This window comes from Thalassospira sp. MCCC 1A03138, assembly GCF_002115785.1.
Taxonomy (GTDB): domain Bacteria; phylum Pseudomonadota; class Alphaproteobacteria; order Rhodospirillales; family Thalassospiraceae; genus Thalassospira.
Genome location: NZ_JFJY01000002.1, coordinates 244,823 through 260,457, shown reverse-complemented (window position 1 = coordinate 260,457; position 15,635 = coordinate 244,823). Strand labels below are relative to the sequence as shown.

Here is a 15,635-nt window from a genome sequence, read left to right as displayed (position 1 = left end):
GCTCAATCATCAGAAGATCAGGCTTCCAAAGATGATCATACAGCCCCGTACAGCTATGAAGATATCAAGTCTCAATATCGTGGGGTTAATGCTGCTATTTGTTGATGCCAAGAACTATGCAGATTGGTGAAAGGAGCAGGAAGAGAAAGAGGAGTCAAAACCAGATAGTGAGTAAAATAACTTGTAAACATGATCTTCTGAACCCGTCTGTCTTCCTGTTGAAATTAGTCAGACGGGCTTTTGTGTTTGTGATCAAGAAATATTGACTATTGTCTGAAAAATACCAAATATAATTATCTATAAATAAGCCGCGTTCAGAACATCAGGTTCGTAAGTGAATGGCATCCGATATAGATAAAAATGAGCTAAAACTCAGAGAAATTTGGAATCAGGGTAATATTCCCGTAATTTTGCGTCGGGGAGGAAAAGGCCAACGCTTGCGTTTGCGGTTACCTTTTTCAAAAAGCAATCGATTATGGTTGCAAAACGGCAGAAGTAATTCACCAACATGGGTGGCCAATGGTAATTACTGGGAAGTGCCCAAGGCATGGTTCAATGATTTAGTAGAACGTTCCCTTGAAAGATATGGCAAGCTCTATGTAATTCAGCCCTATCGTGAGCAAGAAAAATGTGCCCCTGCATGTTGGAATGCGCAAGGACATGAATGCCAATGTTCTTGCATGGGAGCGAATCACGGTGCCGGTAATGATGAGAGTTGGTTTGTTGTTTCAGAGACTTTTGCGACGCGATGGGGAGATCAGCAAATAGCTTGCCGTTTAATGCTTCGTAGAGAGTAATAAAGTCCATACTTCGCATGCAGAACTGCAGTTGTCTCTTGTGGTGTAAGGTATTTAATACCACAAGAGACAACTGTAGGGCGGTAACTGGAAAATCCCGACTGATAACGGGTCGGTTTAGCTGGCGACTGATTTGGGATTTCGGCCAAAGATGCTGGCGAAATCGGTTTTGGCCGGTTTGGGGCGTTGAAGCTGCAACCGGTCGCGAATGGCATCAAGGTGTTTGGCCATTTCAGCGGCGGCTGCGTCCGGATCACCACCCAGAAGGGCGTTTAACAGCGTTTCATGTTCCGAGTGAGAGCAATCCACCGGTTGCGGGCTTTCATACATTGCAATGATCAGGGAACTGCGCAGGATCAGACGTTCCAGAAATTCCTCGATCACCAGATTGTCGGCAAGGCGGGCCAGCAAAAGGTGGAATTCCCCGGAAAGAATGATCGCGGCGCGATGATCGCCGGCGTGATGGGCCTGATGTTCGCGTTCCAGATGTTCGCGGATCTGGCTTGCGCGGTCGGGCGTCATCTTGGCGGCGATTTTACGAACCACGCCGTCCTCGATCATCCGGCGGGCCGAAAAGACTTCGATGGCCTCGTCAATGGTCGGTTCGGCGATGAAGGCCCCGCGATTGGGGACCAGATTGATCAGCTTGTCATGGGCGAGCTGTAAAAAGGTGGCCCGGATGCGCGCCCGGCTGACCGAGAATGTTTTGGCAAGATCCTCTTCGATCAGTTTCATGCCCGGTTCCAGCCGCCGGTCAAGAATGGCGCCCAGCATTTCCTGATAGATCAATTCTTCCGGGCGAAGTTTACCGCTGCCTTTATAGGGTGTGGGCTGTGCGGGGTTGGCCATCGCGGCGCATCTTTCCGGTTGTTCATTCGAGGGGTCAATTCTTTTCTACAAAATTGTTGACGATCTGCAAAACAAAAAAATGCGGCAATCGTTTTGAATGAGTCGCAACGGCGTTGCCCTCAGTTTAATCAAAAGAATGCTGCTGTGCAAAAATTGCGCACAAGTTGCGTATGAATCGGGCATTGGCGGGTTTCATCGCCCTATGGTTTTGGGTAAACGTCCCGCAAAACTGCCGATCCTGAAAGTGGCATGCAATTTGCCTACAATCAAAATATGGATTGTTAACAATTTTGCATGCAGTAACGGGTGGGCGCATGAAGGGTAACGGGGCCATTGAGTTGATCGCTGTCAGTAAGCATTACGGCAGTACCATCGCAGTCAAATCGATCGACCTCAAGATACCGGCAGGGGCCTATTGCTGCCTGATTGGTCCATCCGGCTGCGGCAAAACCACGACATTGCGCATGATCGCCGGGCATGAGGTGATCAGCGAAGGTGATCTTCTGATCGGGGATCGCAATGTGACCGAGCTTCCGCCGGTCAAGCGCGGCACGGCCATGATGTTCCAGAATTATGCATTGTTCCCGCACATGACCTGCATGGAAAATGTCGCGTTCGGCCTGCGGATGCAGGGCATTTCCCCGGCAGAGCGCAATGAACGGGCCAAGGAAATGCTGGCGCGTGTCCATATGGAAAAGTTTGCGGATCGCAAGCCCGATCAGCTTTCGGGTGGGCAGCAGCAGCGCATTGCGCTTGCGCGTGCACTAATCACGCAGCCCTCCGTCCTGTTGCTGGACGAGCCGCTTTCGGCCCTTGATCCGTTCCTGCGGGCGCGGATGCGTGATGAATTGCGCCGCCTTCAGCAGGAGCTTGGCATCACGTTTGTCCATGTCACCCATGCCCAGGATGAGGCGCTTGCGCTTTCGGACATGGTTGTTGTGATGGAAGACGGTGTCATTCGCCAGAAAGGCACGCCCGAGGAAATATTCAACAAGCCGCGTTCGCGCTTCATCGCCAATTTCATGGGCGGTCAGAATATCTTCAAGGGAACGGTTTCGGAAAGCAGCCCGGCGGGAACCCTTCTGACCCGTGGCCCCGATAGTTTCTTCCTGCCCGGATATGGCGATGGTGCCACGGGCGAGGATCTTGAATTCACAATTCGTACCGACCTGATCGGACTGGGTGAAACAGCGCCCGGTGATGCCGAAAATGGTCAGATTCCCGTCGAAATCACAACGGTCGAGTATCTCGGCCTTTGGGTGCGGATTGTGGCGACGACCAATGACGGCAAGGAAATCACCCTGATGAAGACCGAAAGCGAATTTCGGCAGGCGCCCGTGCGCCGGAAGGAAAAGTTCATCGCCTACTGGAAACCCGAACACGCGCATGTTCTGGCCTAAAAAAACATCATTTATCAGGAGCTTCACATGACGACCGACAATTCCAAAACGACGAAAAACCTGCTTTCCACCAAGGAAGTCACCCGCCGCGGTTTTGTTAAAGGGGCGGCTGCGACTGCCGGTGTCGCGATTGGTTCAGGTGCGATCACCGGTTTCCCGACCATCTGGGCGCAGAACATCAAGGATGTGACGTTGCGCCAGTTCGGCACGGGTGTTTCAAACATCAACGCGGTGGCCGACAAGGTTAAGGAAGACCTTGGCTTCACGCTTCAGATGACGGCCCTTGATTCCGATGCGGTTGCGCAGCGTGCGGTCACCCAGCCGAAATCGTTTGATATTGCCGATATCGAATACTGGATCTGTAAGAAGGTTTTCCCGGCGGGCACCATGCAGCCGATGGATACCACCAAGCTTAAAAACTATCAGTATATCTCCAAGCTGTTCATCGACGGCAAACTGACCCCGGATTCCGAGATCGCACAGGGCACGGCACCGCACACGGTTGGCTTCGTCGAAGGTGCCGACAGCGTTGAATTTGCATCTGCACCGACCCAGTGGATGACCCTTGTTCCGACGATTTACAATGCCGATACGCTGGGCATTCGCCCGGACCTGATCGAACGCCCGATCAATAGCTGGGCCGATTTGCTTGATCCGGCATTCAAGGGCAAGGCATCGATCCTGAATATTCCGTCCATCGGGATCATGGATGCGGCCATGGTTTGCGAAGCCATGGGCGAAGTCACCTATGGTGACAAGGGCAACATGACCCAGGAAGAAATCGACAAGACGATTGCGATCATGATCGATGCCAAGAAAGCCGGTCAGTTCCGCGCCTTCTGGAAGAGCTTCGATGAGTCGGTCAACCTGATGGCATCGGGCGAAGTCGTGATCCAGTCGATGTGGTCACCGGCGGTTGCCGCCGTTCGGTCCAAGGGCATTGCGTGCAAATACCAGCCGCTTAAGGAAGGGTATCGTGCATGGGGTGGCGGCATTGGTTTGGCCAAGCACCTTACCGGCCTCGAACTTGAGGCGGCGTATGAATATATCGACTGGTACCTGTCGGGCTGGGTCGGGGCGTATCTTAACCGTCAGGGTTATTACAGCGCCGCCCCGGCAACCGCACAGAAATTCATGTCCGAAGACGAATGGGGCTTCTGGATGGAAGGCAAGGAAGCCCAGGGCGATATCCTTAGCCCGGATGGCAAGGTCATGGAAAAGGCCGGTGCGGTTCGCGATGGCGGCTCGTACGAGGAACGCATGGGATCGGTTGCGTGCTGGAACTCTGTCATGGACGAGAACAAGCACATGGTCCGCAAGTGGAACGAATTCATCGCCGCATAAGGCGTTTCAATTCGGTCGGGCGCAGCTTCGGTTGCGCCCGATATCCTGATTTCCTTGATGATTTTTCCGGTTCAAAGGGCAGACAATGGCGTTTGATATGTCCAAGCGATCGTCGTATTTCCTGATCTCGCCGATGGCGCTGATCTTTGCGATCTTTCTGGTCGTGCCGTTGCTGACGATTATTGTCGTCAGTTTCTGGGACTATGACGAATACCGCATTCTGCCCGACTTCATTTTTGAAAATTACAAATACCTGCTGGGGTCATCGGTAACCTGGCAGATTTACCTTAATACATTCAAATATGCCGCGTTGACCTGGGGCTTTACCCTTCTGATCGGGTTTACGGTTGCCTATTTCCTGGCGTTCCATGTGCGCAGCCTGACATGGCAGATTGTTCTGTTCATGTTGTGCACGATCCCGTTCTGGACATCGAACATCATTCGCATGATTTCGTGGATTCCGTTTTTGGGGCGCAACGGGCTTTTGAATTCGGCCCTGATGGGGCTGGGTATTGTGGATGAACCGCTTGAATTCCTGCTGTTTTCGGATTTTGCGGTCGTTCTGGCGGATGTGCATCTTTACACCCTGTTTATGGTCGTGCCGATTTTCAATTCGATGATGCGCATTGACCGTTCCCTGATCGAGGCCGCCCGTGATGCCGGGGCATCGGGGTTTGAAACCCTGCGCCACGTCATTGTGCCGCTATCGAAGCCCGGAATTGCAATCGGTTCGATCTTTGTCATCACGGTCGTGATGGGTGATTTCATCACGGTGCGTTTGATGAGCGGCGGGCAGAGTGCGTCGGTCGGGCTTCAGATTTCCAATGAAATCGGGTTGCTGCAATATCCGGCGGCGGCGGCCAGTGCGGTGGTTCTTCTGGTGACCGTACTTTTGATCGTGACGGCGTTGCTTCGCATGGTCGATATCAGGAAGGAGCTTTGAGATGGCGAAGACCCGTGAAAAGCGTCCGACAAGCTTCTATTTTCTGGCGGCTTTCTTTGCGCTGTTTGTGCTGTTCCTGTATGGGCCGATGCTGACGATCTTTATCCTGTCATTTCAGGGTGAGAATGGCGGTCTGACCTTCCCGATGAATGGGTTTTCGGTCCATTGGTTCGGCAACCTGTTTGAACAGCAGGCGGTCGGGGATTTTGGCGGGTCGTTCCTGCGATCCCTTAAACTTGGCCTGATTGTCATGGTGGTGACGGTTCTGGTGTCCTTTATGGCGGGGCTTGCGTTTCGCAAGCGGTTCAAGGGGGACAGCGTGATTTTCTATCTGGCGATTGCCAGCCTGATCGTGCCGTCGATCCTGATTTCGCTTGGCATCGGATTGCTGTTCAATATCGTGAGCTGGCAACCGCAATGGTTTACATCGGCCCTTGGCGCGCATCTGACATGGACCTTCCCGTTCGGGCTTCTGATCATGTTCGCGGTGTTTAACCGGTTTGATCCGTCCTATGAGGAAGCGGCACGCGATCTGGGGGCGAGCAGTTGGCAGACCATCTGGCATATTGTTCTGCCGATGGTGGCCCCCAGCCTGATTGGTGTCGCGATGTTTTCTTTTACCCTGTCCTATGACGAATTTGCCCGGACCCTGATGACGGCGGGCGCGCTTAATACCCTGCCGCTTGAGATTTACGGGATGACAACCAATGTGACGACGCCAGTGCTTTATGCGCTGGGCACGGTGACGACGGGCTTTTCGTTTGTGGTGATTGCCATAGCGCTTGGTTCGGTCCTGATCCTGCGGCATCGCAAGGGGCAAAAGGCATGACCCGGATCGCGGTTATCAATCCCAATATGTCGGTCGGGTTTACCGAGAAGGTTGGTATGCAGGCGCGCCGTATTGTCGCAGCGGGGACCGAGGTTTTGGCGCTTAATCCGCAATTCGGCCCGGCCAGTATTGAAGGCTATTATGACGAGGCGTTTGCCAGTGTCGGGTTGCTTGCGGCGATGCGCGGGCTTGAGGCAGACGGGGCATCGGGCGGGAAGATCAGCGGATATGTCGTGGCGTGTTTTGATGATACCGGTGTTGATGCCGCGCGCTGCCTGACCAAGGCGCCGGTGATGGGGTTATGCGAGGCGGCACTTAGGTTTGCGGCCATCGTTGCATCGCGCTTTGCCATCGTCACCCCGATGGCGGTATCGGTGCGTCCGCTTGAACATCTGGTGTCGAAATACGGGGCGTCGTCGCAATGTGTGGTGCGGGCGGCGGGTGTCCGGACACTGGATTTCGAGGGTGAAAATGCGGATATGGCCTATCTGGCGTTGAAAACGTCGGCGGAAAACTGCCTTGCCGAAGATGGTGCCGAGGCGATTGTGCTGGGCTGTGCCGGGATGACCGATATTGCCGATCGTTTGCAGGCCGAGCTTGGCGTACCGGTGATTGACGGGGTGAGTGCGGCGGTCAAGCTGATCGAGGCGATGGGGATGCTTGGGCTTCAGACCAGCAAGGCGGGGGCCTATGCCAGCCCGCCGGTCAAATCCTATGACGGGATATTTGCCGAGTTTGCCCCGGTGGCGTAATCACGGATCAGATTTTCGGTCAGATTTGCTTTAAGGCCTGTTCGACCTGAACCAGATGACGCCGCATGGCGTCTTCTGCGCGTTTGGGGTCGCGCTGTTCTATGGCATCGACGATTTCGCGATGCTGGGCGCTTAGGTCATTGATCAGGCGATCCGAATGGCTGCTTTCGCGCATGCGCGCCCATGCGGCTTCGCGCCGGACGGCACTGACGGCTTCGAACACTGCCAGAAACAGGGTGTTGCGGACACTTTCGGCCAGTTTCTGATGAAAGGCCGCATCCCATTTTTCATATTCGCCCTGATTTTGGGCCTTGGCGGCGTTTTCGATCATGGTGCGCATGGTGTCGATATCAGCCTGCGAGGCGCGCAGGGCGGCAAACCGGGCCATCGAGGGCTCGATCTCCTGGCGGACTTCCATGATTTCAAACGGGCTTGTTCGGGTAGCCAGACCTTCGAGCTTGCGCAGGCGTGGTGTGGGTGGGGTGCCGACAAAGGTGCCCTGGCCCTGACGGCGCCAGATCAGGCCATCAGCTTCGAGCTGATCCAGTGCCTTGCGCAGCGCACGACGCCCGACATCAAGCTGTTCGGCCAGTTCGCGCTCGGCGATGACGCGCCCGTTCTTGACGAATTCTCCCGCGGCGAAGCTTGTTCTCAGCTTTTCTGCCAACCCCTGGGTTGCTATGTCATTCATGGCTTTTTTTATCGTTATCTGGACGTTTAAATCTTATCTGTTCCGGCTCGTTGCCCGCGTTTTGCACCCTTGCGGTTTCATCGGTCCGGAACAGCATCAATCCCAATCAGATATCAGGAAATCAGATCATAGAACATGCGCAATGACGTGATGGCCAGAAACAGGCCAAAACAGATGCGAAGGGCGCGCCTTGGGATGGAATGTGCGATGCGTGCGCCGACCGGTGCGAAAAGAACCGTCATCGGGATCAGAAGGGCCGCGGCCAGAACGTTTACATAGCCCAGCGAGAAGGGTGGACGCCCGTCCACACCGATGCCGGACATGGCATAGCCAATCGTGCCGGGCAGGGCGATGATCAGGCCGATTGCGGCCGATGTGCCCACCGCGCGGCGGATGTCATATCCAAGGAAGCTTAATACCGGTACGCAGATCGTGCCGCCGCCGATACCCATCATGGCCGACAGGCTGCCCGCGATGACACCCAGTATCGCCCAGACGGATTTGGGCGGGTTTTTCTGGGTATCGGTTTCGCGATCCCGGACCAGAATCATATTGGCCGCAACCAGCAGGGCCACGACGGCAAACACGATGGTCAGAACCCTGCCATCGGCAAAGCCGCCAATCGCGGTGCCAATCAGGACACCGACGACAATTGCCGGTCCCCAGTGTTTGAGCAGGGCGATATCGACCGAGCCCTTTTTGTAATGGCTTCGGGTTGATGAAATCGCGGTGGCGATAATGGTTGTTAAGGAGGTGGCAACCGCGACCTGCATGCGCAGGCTTTCATCAACGCCCATGGTGGTCAGGAAATGATACAGCACCGGCACAATGACGATGCCGCCGCCGACGCCCAGAAGCCCGGCCATGATGCCGCCAACGATGCCGGCAAACAGCATTGCTGCACCCCACAGCAGGTACAGGCTCATGGTGCCTTCGATTTCAATCATGATGAACCAATCCAAACCAATAATGACTATCTAGGTGTATTGGTACTAACTCTGATTGGTCGTAGTTGGCAAATGTTTTGCGCTGTTAATCAGCTTAATCTGGCAATTAATCAGCATTAACCAGATTTAATAGTTGCGAACCAAATGCAAGAATGCCAACAATATGGCGACAAAATGAACAAACCAAATATAAATTGGTTCAGACTCAGGTATCAAATCTCATCAGGAGGCAGAACATATGTTCCGCAAGATTGCCGTAGCCGCCGGTTTGATGGCCGCTGCCTTTGCTGCACCCGCGCAGGCGCAGAGCTATCCCGAAAAACCGATTGAATTCATCGTGCCGTGGGGCCCGGGTGGTGGCAGTGACACGCTGATGCGTATCGTTGCCCAGGGCCTTACCGAAGAAACCGGTCAGGCCGTACCGGTTATCAACATGCCCGGCGTGGGTGGCAATGTCGGCCTTGCCGAATTCGCCAAGCGCCCGGCAGATGGTTATACCATTTCGCAGATTCACGAAGGTCTTCTCGTATCGAACCAGACCGGGATTACCGACCTGAATTGGGACAGCTTCATTCCGGTCGCGCTGGTGGCGTCCTCGCCGCAGTATCTGACGCTTTCGAAGAACGACAATTTTTCGAACTTTGAAGAACTGGTTGCCTATGCCAAAGCCCACCCGGGTGCCGTTCGCGCCGGTGTGACGCTGGGCGGGATCCCGCATGTTCATATCGCGATGATCGAAGAAGCCATGGGGCTTCAGTTTTCCTATGTCGGTTACACCGACACGGGTGAGCGTATCCGTGCCCTGATGGGTGGCAACATCGATATCGCGATTGGCGATATCTCGTCTGCCAAGCAGTTCGTCGACAATGGTGATCTGATTTATGCAGCCGTTGGCACCGAGGAACGCACCGATGACGCGCCGGATGTCCCGACGCTTAAGGAACTTGGCATGGATGCCGAGCTGGTGATCACGCGTGGTGTGGTTCTGCCGAAAGGCACGCCGCAGGAAACCGTTGATGCGCTTGAAGCCCATATCGAAAAGGTCATGCAGCGCGAAGACGTGATTAAGCTGATGAAAAATGCCGGTGCCGATCCGGTGTTTTATGGTCAGGAAAAATACAGCGCCTATCTTGATAAGCTTAACGCGACCATCGCGAAGCTTGTAGGCAAGCTCGAAGGATGACCGTCAAGGTGACGGAGGCAGCAGCAGCGGATACAGGTGTATCCGCTGCTTCGCGCGCCCGCACCGAATTGGCGCGGCTGATCTCCTATATCGTTTTTGGTGGCGTTTCTGTTGTTCTGTCCTCGATGGCGGCCGGTTTGCCGACGTCCCGCTGGGAACCGCTGGGGGCGGGCACGTTTCCCAAGCTTGTTTTTGCCCTGCTGGCGGTGCTTTGCCTGATTGCGGCTGTTCGTTCGATCATTGAAATCGTGCGGGCGGGGGGCCTTGCGGGTGTTGGGGCTGCCTTTACCCAGTGGCTTTATGTGCGTCGGGTCGCCATTGGTCTGTTTGTCCTGTTCGCGGTTTATCTTGGCGTTCTGCCCTGGACCGGGTTCTCGCTTGCGAGTTTTGTCTTTCTGCTGATTGTGCAGTTGATGATTGCGGGTGTTTCGCGACGAACCGTCATTCAGTCCATCATCGCCGCCCTGATTTTTTCGGTCGGGTTGAACCTGCTGTTTGCAGAAGTTTTCAATGTGTTCTTACCGCGCGGTGTTCTGTTCGCGGGTTAGGCGGGAAAGTTTAAATTATGCTGGATGCGTTTCTTGCCGGGGCCCATCAGGTATTTGCCTTTGATACCCTGACATACATGCTGATCGGGTCGGTTGCCGGGATTATTGCCGCGGCGATCCCCGGTTTTACCGTAACAATGGCAATTATCCTGACGCTGCCGCTGACCTTTGCCATGGAACCGTTGCAGGGGGTGTCGGTGATGCTGTCGGTTTATGTCGGTGGGTACACCGGCGGCCTGATCAGTGCCGCCCTTCTGGGGATTCCCGGAACGCCAAGTTCGGTCGCGACCACCTTTGATGCCTTTCCGATGGCGCGCAAGGGGGAACCGGGCCGGGCCCTTTCACTGGGTGTATGGGCGTCGTTCTTCGGGACGGTGATTTCGACCATCGTTCTGATCGTTGCCGCCCCGCCGCTGGCACTGATTGCGGTCAAGCTTGGCCCGTGGGAATATTTCGCGCTGATCGTCTTTGCGCTGACGATTGTCGCAAGCCTTGTCGGGAATTCGTTAATCCGTGGTTTGATCGCGGGCGTCATTGGCCTTGGCATTGCGACCATCGGGCCGGACCCGATGATGGGTAAATCGCGCTTGACCTTTGATACCGATCTTCTGATGCCGGGCTTGCCGTTCCTTGTGGTGCTGATTGGTATTTTCGCGATCAGCCAGCTTCTGAGCGAGGTCGAAATTCATGGCAAGAAAACCAATCAGGCGCTGATCCCCGATGTGATCGACTTCAAGACATGGAAAGTCATGCGCGAAGTCCTGATGGCACCGGTCAATCTGTTCCGGTCGTCGATGATCGGGGTTTTGATTGGCGCGCTGCCCGGTGCAGGTGGATCCATCGCCAATCTGCTGGCCTATGATCAGGCCAAACGCAGTTCCAAAAACCCGGAAAAATTCGGCGAAGGCTGTGCCGATGGTGTGGTCGCATCCGAAGCAGGTAACTCTGCCACGGCGGGTGGCGGTCTGATCCCGATGATTGCGCTTGGTATCCCCGGTTCTGCGGTTGATGCCATTCTGATGGCGTCATTGATGGTGCACGGTATTTCGGTTGGTCCGCGCCTGATCATGGATCATGCCGATCTGGCCTATGGCATGTTCATTGCCATGATCGTTTCCAGCCTGATGATGCTGGTGGTGTGTGTCGCATCCATGCGCCTGTTCCTGCGGGTGACGGACATCCCCAAGCAGTTCATCGTGCCGACGGTCATCATTTGCTGCGTTATTGGGGCGTTCGCGCTTAATAACCGTGTGACGGACCTGTATCTTCTGGGAATTATCGGGCTGGTTGGTTATGGCCTGAAAAGCCTTGATTATCCGCTCGCACCGCTGGTGCTGGGTGTGATCCTGGGGCCGATTGCCGAAACCAATCTGCGTCGCGCATTGATGAGCGATCCGGACTGGACGACCTTCTTTACCCGTCCGATTTCAGCCATCCTTCTGGCGGCGGCGTTGCTGTCGGTTATCTTCAGCGTCCGGTCCATCCTTAAAATGCGTAAAAAGAACCGTCCCGCCACCGATGAACAGGACGGCGATTAAGCCGATTAGGAGACTCCAATGAAACTTCGTCACGACGCGCTTTATGCCTCACGCCGGTCACCGGTGCTTGCGCGCAATGTTGTCTCGACTTCCCAGCCATTGGCCGCACAGGCCGGTTTGCGCATGTTGCTTGTGGGCGGGAATGCCGCCGATGCTGCGCTGGCATCGGCCATTGCATTGACGGTGCTTGAACCGACCGGCAACGGGCTTGGTTCGGATGCCTATGCTATCATCTGGGATGGCAAGGAACTGCATGGCCTTAATGCATCGGGTCGTGCGCCTGCTGCATGGTCGCCGGAACGTTTTGCCGGGGCGGATGCCATGCCCCAGCGTGGTTGGGAGGCCGTGACGGTCCCCGGTGCGGTTTCCGCGTGGCGCGAAATTTCTGACAAGTTCGGCAAACTGCCGTTTGAAAAGCTGTTTGAACCAGCCATCGAATATGCCACCCGTGGTTTTGCCGTTTCCCCGATCATCGCGACCCTTTGGGAAAAGGGCGGCGATCTTTTGGGTAAGCAGCCGGGCTTTGCCGAGGCATTCCTGCCCGGTGGCAAGGCACCGAAAGCGGGTGAATTGTTCATCAACCGTGCGATTGCCGAAAGCCTGACCGATATCGCCGAGACCGGTGGCGAGAGTTTCTATCGCGGTCGGTTGGCAGCCAAAATTGCGGCTTTTGCCAAGGAAAATGGTGCGGTGCTTACCGAGGAAGACCTTGGCAATCATAAAACCGACTGGGTCGGAACGATTTCGCAAAGCTTTGGCAAGGTGAAGCTGCATGAAATCCCACCAAACGGGCAGGGGATTTCGGCCCTGATTGCGCTGGGTATTTTGCGTCATACCAACATTGCCGATTATGCTCCGGACTCGGTCGAGGCCCTGCATCTTGAGATCGAGGCGATGAAGCTGGCCTTTGCGGATATGCATGAATATGTTGCCGATCTGGATCACATGCGCGATGTGACGGTCGAACATCTGCTGTCGGATGATTATCTGAAATCCCGTGCGGCATTGATTGATGCCAGCAAGGCGCAGGATTTCAAGGCGGGTGCGCCAAAGCATGGCGGCACGGTCTATGTCACGGCGGCGGATGAAAGCGGCATGATGGTGTCGTTCATCCAGTCGAACTATATGGGTTTCGGGTCCGGTGTGGTTGTGCCGGGCACATCGATCAGCCTGCAGAACCGTGGTTTCGGTTTCACCCTGAAAGACGGTCATCCCAATCAGGTGGCTGGCGGAAAACGCCCGTTCCAGACGATCATACCGGGTTTCCTGATGGGGGACGACGGCAATCCGGTCATGAGCTTTGGTGTCATGGGCGGCCCGATGCAGTCACAGGGCCATTTGCAGATGACACTGCGGACGCAGCTTTGGGGGCAGGACCCGCAAACGGCGGCGGATGCACCGCGCTGGCAGGCGCTTTCCGGGCTTGAGGTTGCCGTTGAGTCCTCGGTCGGGGCGGATGTGATTGATGCCCTGAAAGCCAAGGGGCACGCGATCAAGGTTGAGGCCCCCGACAGCACCAATTTCGGTTTTGGCGGAGCGCAGCTTATTGCGAAAACCGATGCCGGATATGTCGCGGGTTCTGATCCGCGCAAGGATGGATGTGCTGTCGGTTACTGATTTTCCTATCCTGATTCAGATGAGCTCCCCTTAATTCATCTGAGAAAAAGGTCGGTCATTCATTTGACCGGCCTTTTCTTTTGAAAATCTGACGGGCTTGGTCATTCTATATTTTTGTTCCCGTCAAGATAGAAATCACCGCATTTCAGGGGGATAGCCCATGCAAAAATGCCGCTTTGAGTCTCGCCCGGACAGGCGTAAAGACGCAGGATGCGGAATTTGAAATGTTGGCAGCATCGGATTCTTATCAAGATGCTGTCACATTGCTGCCCCGTTCTTTAAGCAAAACATCTTTGGCGGGAAATTCGCCGATCGGTTGGAAAACTCAGACGGGAAATATGTACAGATTTCAAAAGCGTGTCACCAGTGTCTCGGTTCATGCTCTGCTTGCGGTTGCGCTAGCAGGGTTTTTAACGTTTGGGGCGGGCGATTTTGCACGTGCCCAGGACACTACCGCCAAGGAAACCCCGTCCGGGACACAACCGGCTGCATCGACGCAAGCCAACCCGGAAAAACAGCCCGATGGCAGCGCGGATAGCACCGCCGCACCAGCATCCCCATCGCCGGAGCAAGCCGGGCAGGTTGAGCCGGTTGATGCCAGTGCCACGGCCGAGACCGCCAATGATGGTTCTGCCGGGGTACAGGATGGCCCGGAAAAGCCGGCTGTTTCTGTACCGGTGGCATTTGATCCGGCACTGGTGATCGAGCGGGCGCGCAATCTTGCAAAGCAACCGTTCGAGAACCCGCATCGTGAGTTGCCCGAAGCACTGGCAAATCTTAGCTCTGAGAATTACGCGAAAATCCGCTTCAAATCCGAGCGTGCCTTTTTCAGTCAGGCAAATTCAGGTTTTGCACTCGACCTTTATCATCCGGGCAACATGTATGACGTGCCGGTTGCCATAAACCTTATTCGTGAAGGTCAGGTGCAGGCTGTGCCGTATTCGGCGGGGCTGTTTGATTTTGGCGAGACCGGCCTTTCGGGTAATGATTTCTCCACACAGGGATATGCCGGTTTCCGTCTGCGTTATCCGCTGGGTAATGTTGCAGGCAGCGATGAACTGGCGACCTTCCTTGGCGCTTCCTATTTCCGCATTCAGGGACGCGATCAGGTTGCCGGGCAGATGGCGCGCGGCCTGACCATTGATCTTGCCGGTCCGTCCGGCGAAGAAATCCCTGTATTTCGTGAATTCTGGATCGTTGCGCCCAAAGAAGGCGAGCGTACGATCACGGTATTTGCGCTTCTTGATAGTGTGCGCGTAACCGGTGCCTATCGGTTCGACATTCGCCCGGGCGACAACAGCAAAGTCGATGTCAGCAGCACCCTGTTTTTCCGCGATCGCGTTGAAAAGATCGGTCTTGCCCCCTTGAACAGCATGTTCCTTTATGGGGAACAGAAACGGCGCCGGTTCGAAGATTATCGCGGAGAAGTTCATTCCAGCGACGGGCTTCTGATCAATAATGGCAAGGGCGAGTGGCTTTGGCGGCCGCTTGATAACCCGGCCAACTTGCAGATCAGTTCGTTCCTTGATGAAAATCCGCGTGGTTTCGGGCTTTTGCAGCGTGACCGGAACTTTGACCATTATCAGGACCTTGATACCCGTTTTGATCAGCAGCCCGGTTATTGGGTGACGCCAAAAGGCGATTGGGGCAAAGGCCATGTCGAACTGGTCGAAATTCCAAGCCCGAGCGAGAGCAACGATAATATCGTCGCTTTCTGGGTGCCGCAGAACAAGCCCGAAGCGGGAACCGAGCTGACATTCGAATATCAGATTGCCGCGACACAGGATGGAAGTGACCTGCACAAACTTTCGCAGGCGACCGATACCCACATCATGCATATTCCGGCAGGCGGCAATGATGAGCAGGCGGCAACCCGTTTCATATTGAATTTTGCGGGTGAAGAGCTTGAATATTACCTGACTGATCTTGAGAATCTTAAGGCGAATATCAGCGCGTCCAATGCCGAAATACGCAATGTCCGTATCATGAAAGATCCGGAAAATGGCGGGGTTCGCGTGATGTTTGATCTGATTGGTACGGGCGAAGCCCAAAGTTCAAATTTACGTGCCTTCCTGCAATATGACGACAGGGTACTGAGTGAAACCTGGACGATGCCGTGGGTGTTTTAACGCCTTTGGCCCCACCACGCGGGCACAATTGCCCGCGTGGTGCGTTTTGCCCGACAGTCGCAAGTTGA

At 55.0% G+C, this 15,635-nt stretch carries 14 protein-coding genes; 11 read left to right on the top strand and 3 right to left on the bottom strand.

From position 1 onward, the window contains the following. Nucleotides 1-338: 338 nt before the first annotated feature. A complete protein-coding gene (locus TH468_RS05970) occupies nucleotides 339-797 on the top strand; it encodes a hypothetical protein (RefSeq protein ID WP_085642645.1) in 459 nt (152 codons plus the stop codon). A gap of 117 nt (nucleotides 798-914) precedes the next feature. On the opposite strand, the gene TH468_RS05965 is transcribed toward TH468_RS05970, so the two are convergent. Beyond that, complete coding sequence (locus TH468_RS05965; protein WP_085642644.1) at nucleotides 915-1,646, bottom strand: GntR family transcriptional regulator; 732 nt, start codon at nucleotides 1,644-1,646, stop codon at nucleotides 915-917. Between the two features lie 314 nt (nucleotides 1,647-1,960). On the opposite strand from TH468_RS05965, the gene TH468_RS05955 reads away from it, so the two are divergent. The 5 genes from TH468_RS05955 (at nucleotide 1,961) to TH468_RS05935 (ending at nucleotide 6,914) form a co-directional block, all read left to right on the top strand. Continuing rightward, nucleotides 1,961-3,046, top strand: coding sequence for an ABC transporter ATP-binding protein (locus TH468_RS05955; RefSeq protein WP_037988293.1), 1,086 nt, complete (start codon nucleotides 1,961-1,963; stop codon nucleotides 3,044-3,046). Between the two features lie 27 nt (nucleotides 3,047-3,073). Further along, the gene (locus TH468_RS05950) at nucleotides 3,074-4,390 is read left to right on the top strand and encodes a PotD/PotF family extracellular solute-binding protein (RefSeq protein ID WP_062950322.1); all 1,317 of its coding nucleotides are present in this window, start codon (nucleotides 3,074-3,076) and stop codon (nucleotides 4,388-4,390) included. Nucleotides 4,391-4,487: 97 nt separating this feature from the next. Then, nucleotides 4,488-5,333: an ABC transporter permease gene (locus tag TH468_RS05945; protein WP_223304904.1), complete on the top strand. Its 846-nt coding sequence runs from the start codon at nucleotides 4,488-4,490 to the stop codon at nucleotides 5,331-5,333. 1 nt (nucleotide 5,334) lies between these two features. Beyond that, nucleotides 5,335-6,162 carry an ABC transporter permease gene (locus tag TH468_RS05940; protein WP_062950324.1) on the top strand — a complete coding sequence of 276 codons (828 nt, stop codon included), beginning with the start codon at nucleotides 5,335-5,337 and terminating at the stop codon, nucleotides 6,160-6,162. Continuing rightward, the gene (locus TH468_RS05935) at nucleotides 6,159-6,914 is read left to right on the top strand and encodes an aspartate/glutamate racemase family protein (protein WP_085642642.1); all 756 of its coding nucleotides are present in this window, start codon (nucleotides 6,159-6,161) and stop codon (nucleotides 6,912-6,914) included. Before TH468_RS05940 ends, TH468_RS05935 begins: the two co-directional genes overlap by 4 nt. A 19-nt stretch (nucleotides 6,915-6,933) precedes the next feature. Here TH468_RS05935 and TH468_RS05930 read toward each other — a convergent pair whose 3' ends face one another. Further along, complete coding sequence (locus tag TH468_RS05930) at nucleotides 6,934-7,605, bottom strand: FadR/GntR family transcriptional regulator (protein WP_085642641.1); 672 nt, start codon at nucleotides 7,603-7,605, stop codon at nucleotides 6,934-6,936. A gap of 113 nt (nucleotides 7,606-7,718) precedes the next feature. Further along, nucleotides 7,719-8,552, bottom strand: coding sequence for a sulfite exporter TauE/SafE family protein (locus tag TH468_RS05925; protein ID WP_037988410.1), 834 nt, complete (start codon nucleotides 8,550-8,552; stop codon nucleotides 7,719-7,721). Between the two features lie 238 nt (nucleotides 8,553-8,790). Here TH468_RS05925 and TH468_RS05920 point away from each other — a divergent pair, with 238 nt between their 5' ends. The 5 genes from TH468_RS05920 to TH468_RS05900 all read left to right on the top strand — a co-directional run bounded on the left by TH468_RS05920 (nucleotide 8,791) and on the right by TH468_RS05900 (nucleotide 15,567). Beyond that, a complete protein-coding gene (locus TH468_RS05920; RefSeq protein ID WP_085642640.1) occupies nucleotides 8,791-9,735 on the top strand; it encodes a tripartite tricarboxylate transporter substrate binding protein in 945 nt (314 codons plus the stop codon). Next, nucleotides 9,732-10,283 (top strand): tripartite tricarboxylate transporter TctB family protein, encoded by a 552-nt coding sequence (locus tag TH468_RS05915; RefSeq protein ID WP_085642639.1) that lies wholly within the window; start codon nucleotides 9,732-9,734, stop codon nucleotides 10,281-10,283. Before TH468_RS05920 ends, TH468_RS05915 begins: the two co-directional genes overlap by 4 nt. Before the next feature lie 17 nt (nucleotides 10,284-10,300). Next, nucleotides 10,301-11,821, top strand: coding sequence for a tripartite tricarboxylate transporter permease (locus tag TH468_RS05910; protein ID WP_062950340.1), 1,521 nt, complete (start codon nucleotides 10,301-10,303; stop codon nucleotides 11,819-11,821). 18 nt (nucleotides 11,822-11,839) lie between these two features. Next, on the top strand, nucleotides 11,840-13,438 hold the full coding sequence (locus TH468_RS05905) for a gamma-glutamyltransferase family protein (protein ID WP_085642638.1): 1,599 nt from the start codon (nucleotides 11,840-11,842) through the stop codon (nucleotides 13,436-13,438). Between the two features lie 338 nt (nucleotides 13,439-13,776). Then, nucleotides 13,777-15,567 (top strand): glucan biosynthesis protein, encoded by a 1,791-nt coding sequence (locus tag TH468_RS05900; RefSeq protein ID WP_246832227.1) that lies wholly within the window; start codon nucleotides 13,777-13,779, stop codon nucleotides 15,565-15,567. Nucleotides 15,568-15,635: the final 68 nt, after the last annotated feature.

Excerpts from the sequence above, each read along its gene's own strand:
- TH468_RS05970 (WP_085642645.1), top strand. The coding sequence starts at position 339 with ATGGCATCCGATATAGATAAAAATGAGCTAAAACTCAGAGAAATTTGG.
- TH468_RS05965 (WP_085642644.1), bottom strand. The coding sequence starts at position 1,646 with ATGGCCAACCCCGCACAGCCCACACCCTATAAAGGCAGCGGTAAACTT.
- TH468_RS05955 (WP_037988293.1), top strand. The coding sequence starts at position 1,961 with ATGAAGGGTAACGGGGCCATTGAGTTGATCGCTGTCAGTAAGCATTAC.
- TH468_RS05950 (WP_062950322.1), top strand. The coding sequence starts at position 3,074 with ATGACGACCGACAATTCCAAAACGACGAAAAACCTGCTTTCCACCAAG.
- TH468_RS05945 (WP_223304904.1), top strand. The coding sequence starts at position 4,488 with ATGTCCAAGCGATCGTCGTATTTCCTGATCTCGCCGATGGCGCTGATC.
- TH468_RS05940 (WP_062950324.1), top strand. The coding sequence starts at position 5,335 with ATGGCGAAGACCCGTGAAAAGCGTCCGACAAGCTTCTATTTTCTGGCG.
- TH468_RS05935 (WP_085642642.1), top strand. The coding sequence starts at position 6,159 with ATGACCCGGATCGCGGTTATCAATCCCAATATGTCGGTCGGGTTTACC.
- TH468_RS05930 (WP_085642641.1), bottom strand. The coding sequence starts at position 7,605 with ATGAATGACATAGCAACCCAGGGGTTGGCAGAAAAGCTGAGAACAAGC.
- TH468_RS05925 (WP_037988410.1), bottom strand. The coding sequence starts at position 8,552 with ATGATTGAAATCGAAGGCACCATGAGCCTGTACCTGCTGTGGGGTGCA.
- TH468_RS05920 (WP_085642640.1), top strand. The coding sequence starts at position 8,791 with ATGTTCCGCAAGATTGCCGTAGCCGCCGGTTTGATGGCCGCTGCCTTT.
- TH468_RS05915 (WP_085642639.1), top strand. The coding sequence starts at position 9,732 with ATGACCGTCAAGGTGACGGAGGCAGCAGCAGCGGATACAGGTGTATCC.
- TH468_RS05910 (WP_062950340.1), top strand. The coding sequence starts at position 10,301 with ATGCTGGATGCGTTTCTTGCCGGGGCCCATCAGGTATTTGCCTTTGAT.
- TH468_RS05905 (WP_085642638.1), top strand. The coding sequence starts at position 11,840 with ATGAAACTTCGTCACGACGCGCTTTATGCCTCACGCCGGTCACCGGTG.
- TH468_RS05900 (WP_246832227.1), top strand. The coding sequence starts at position 13,777 with ATGTACAGATTTCAAAAGCGTGTCACCAGTGTCTCGGTTCATGCTCTG.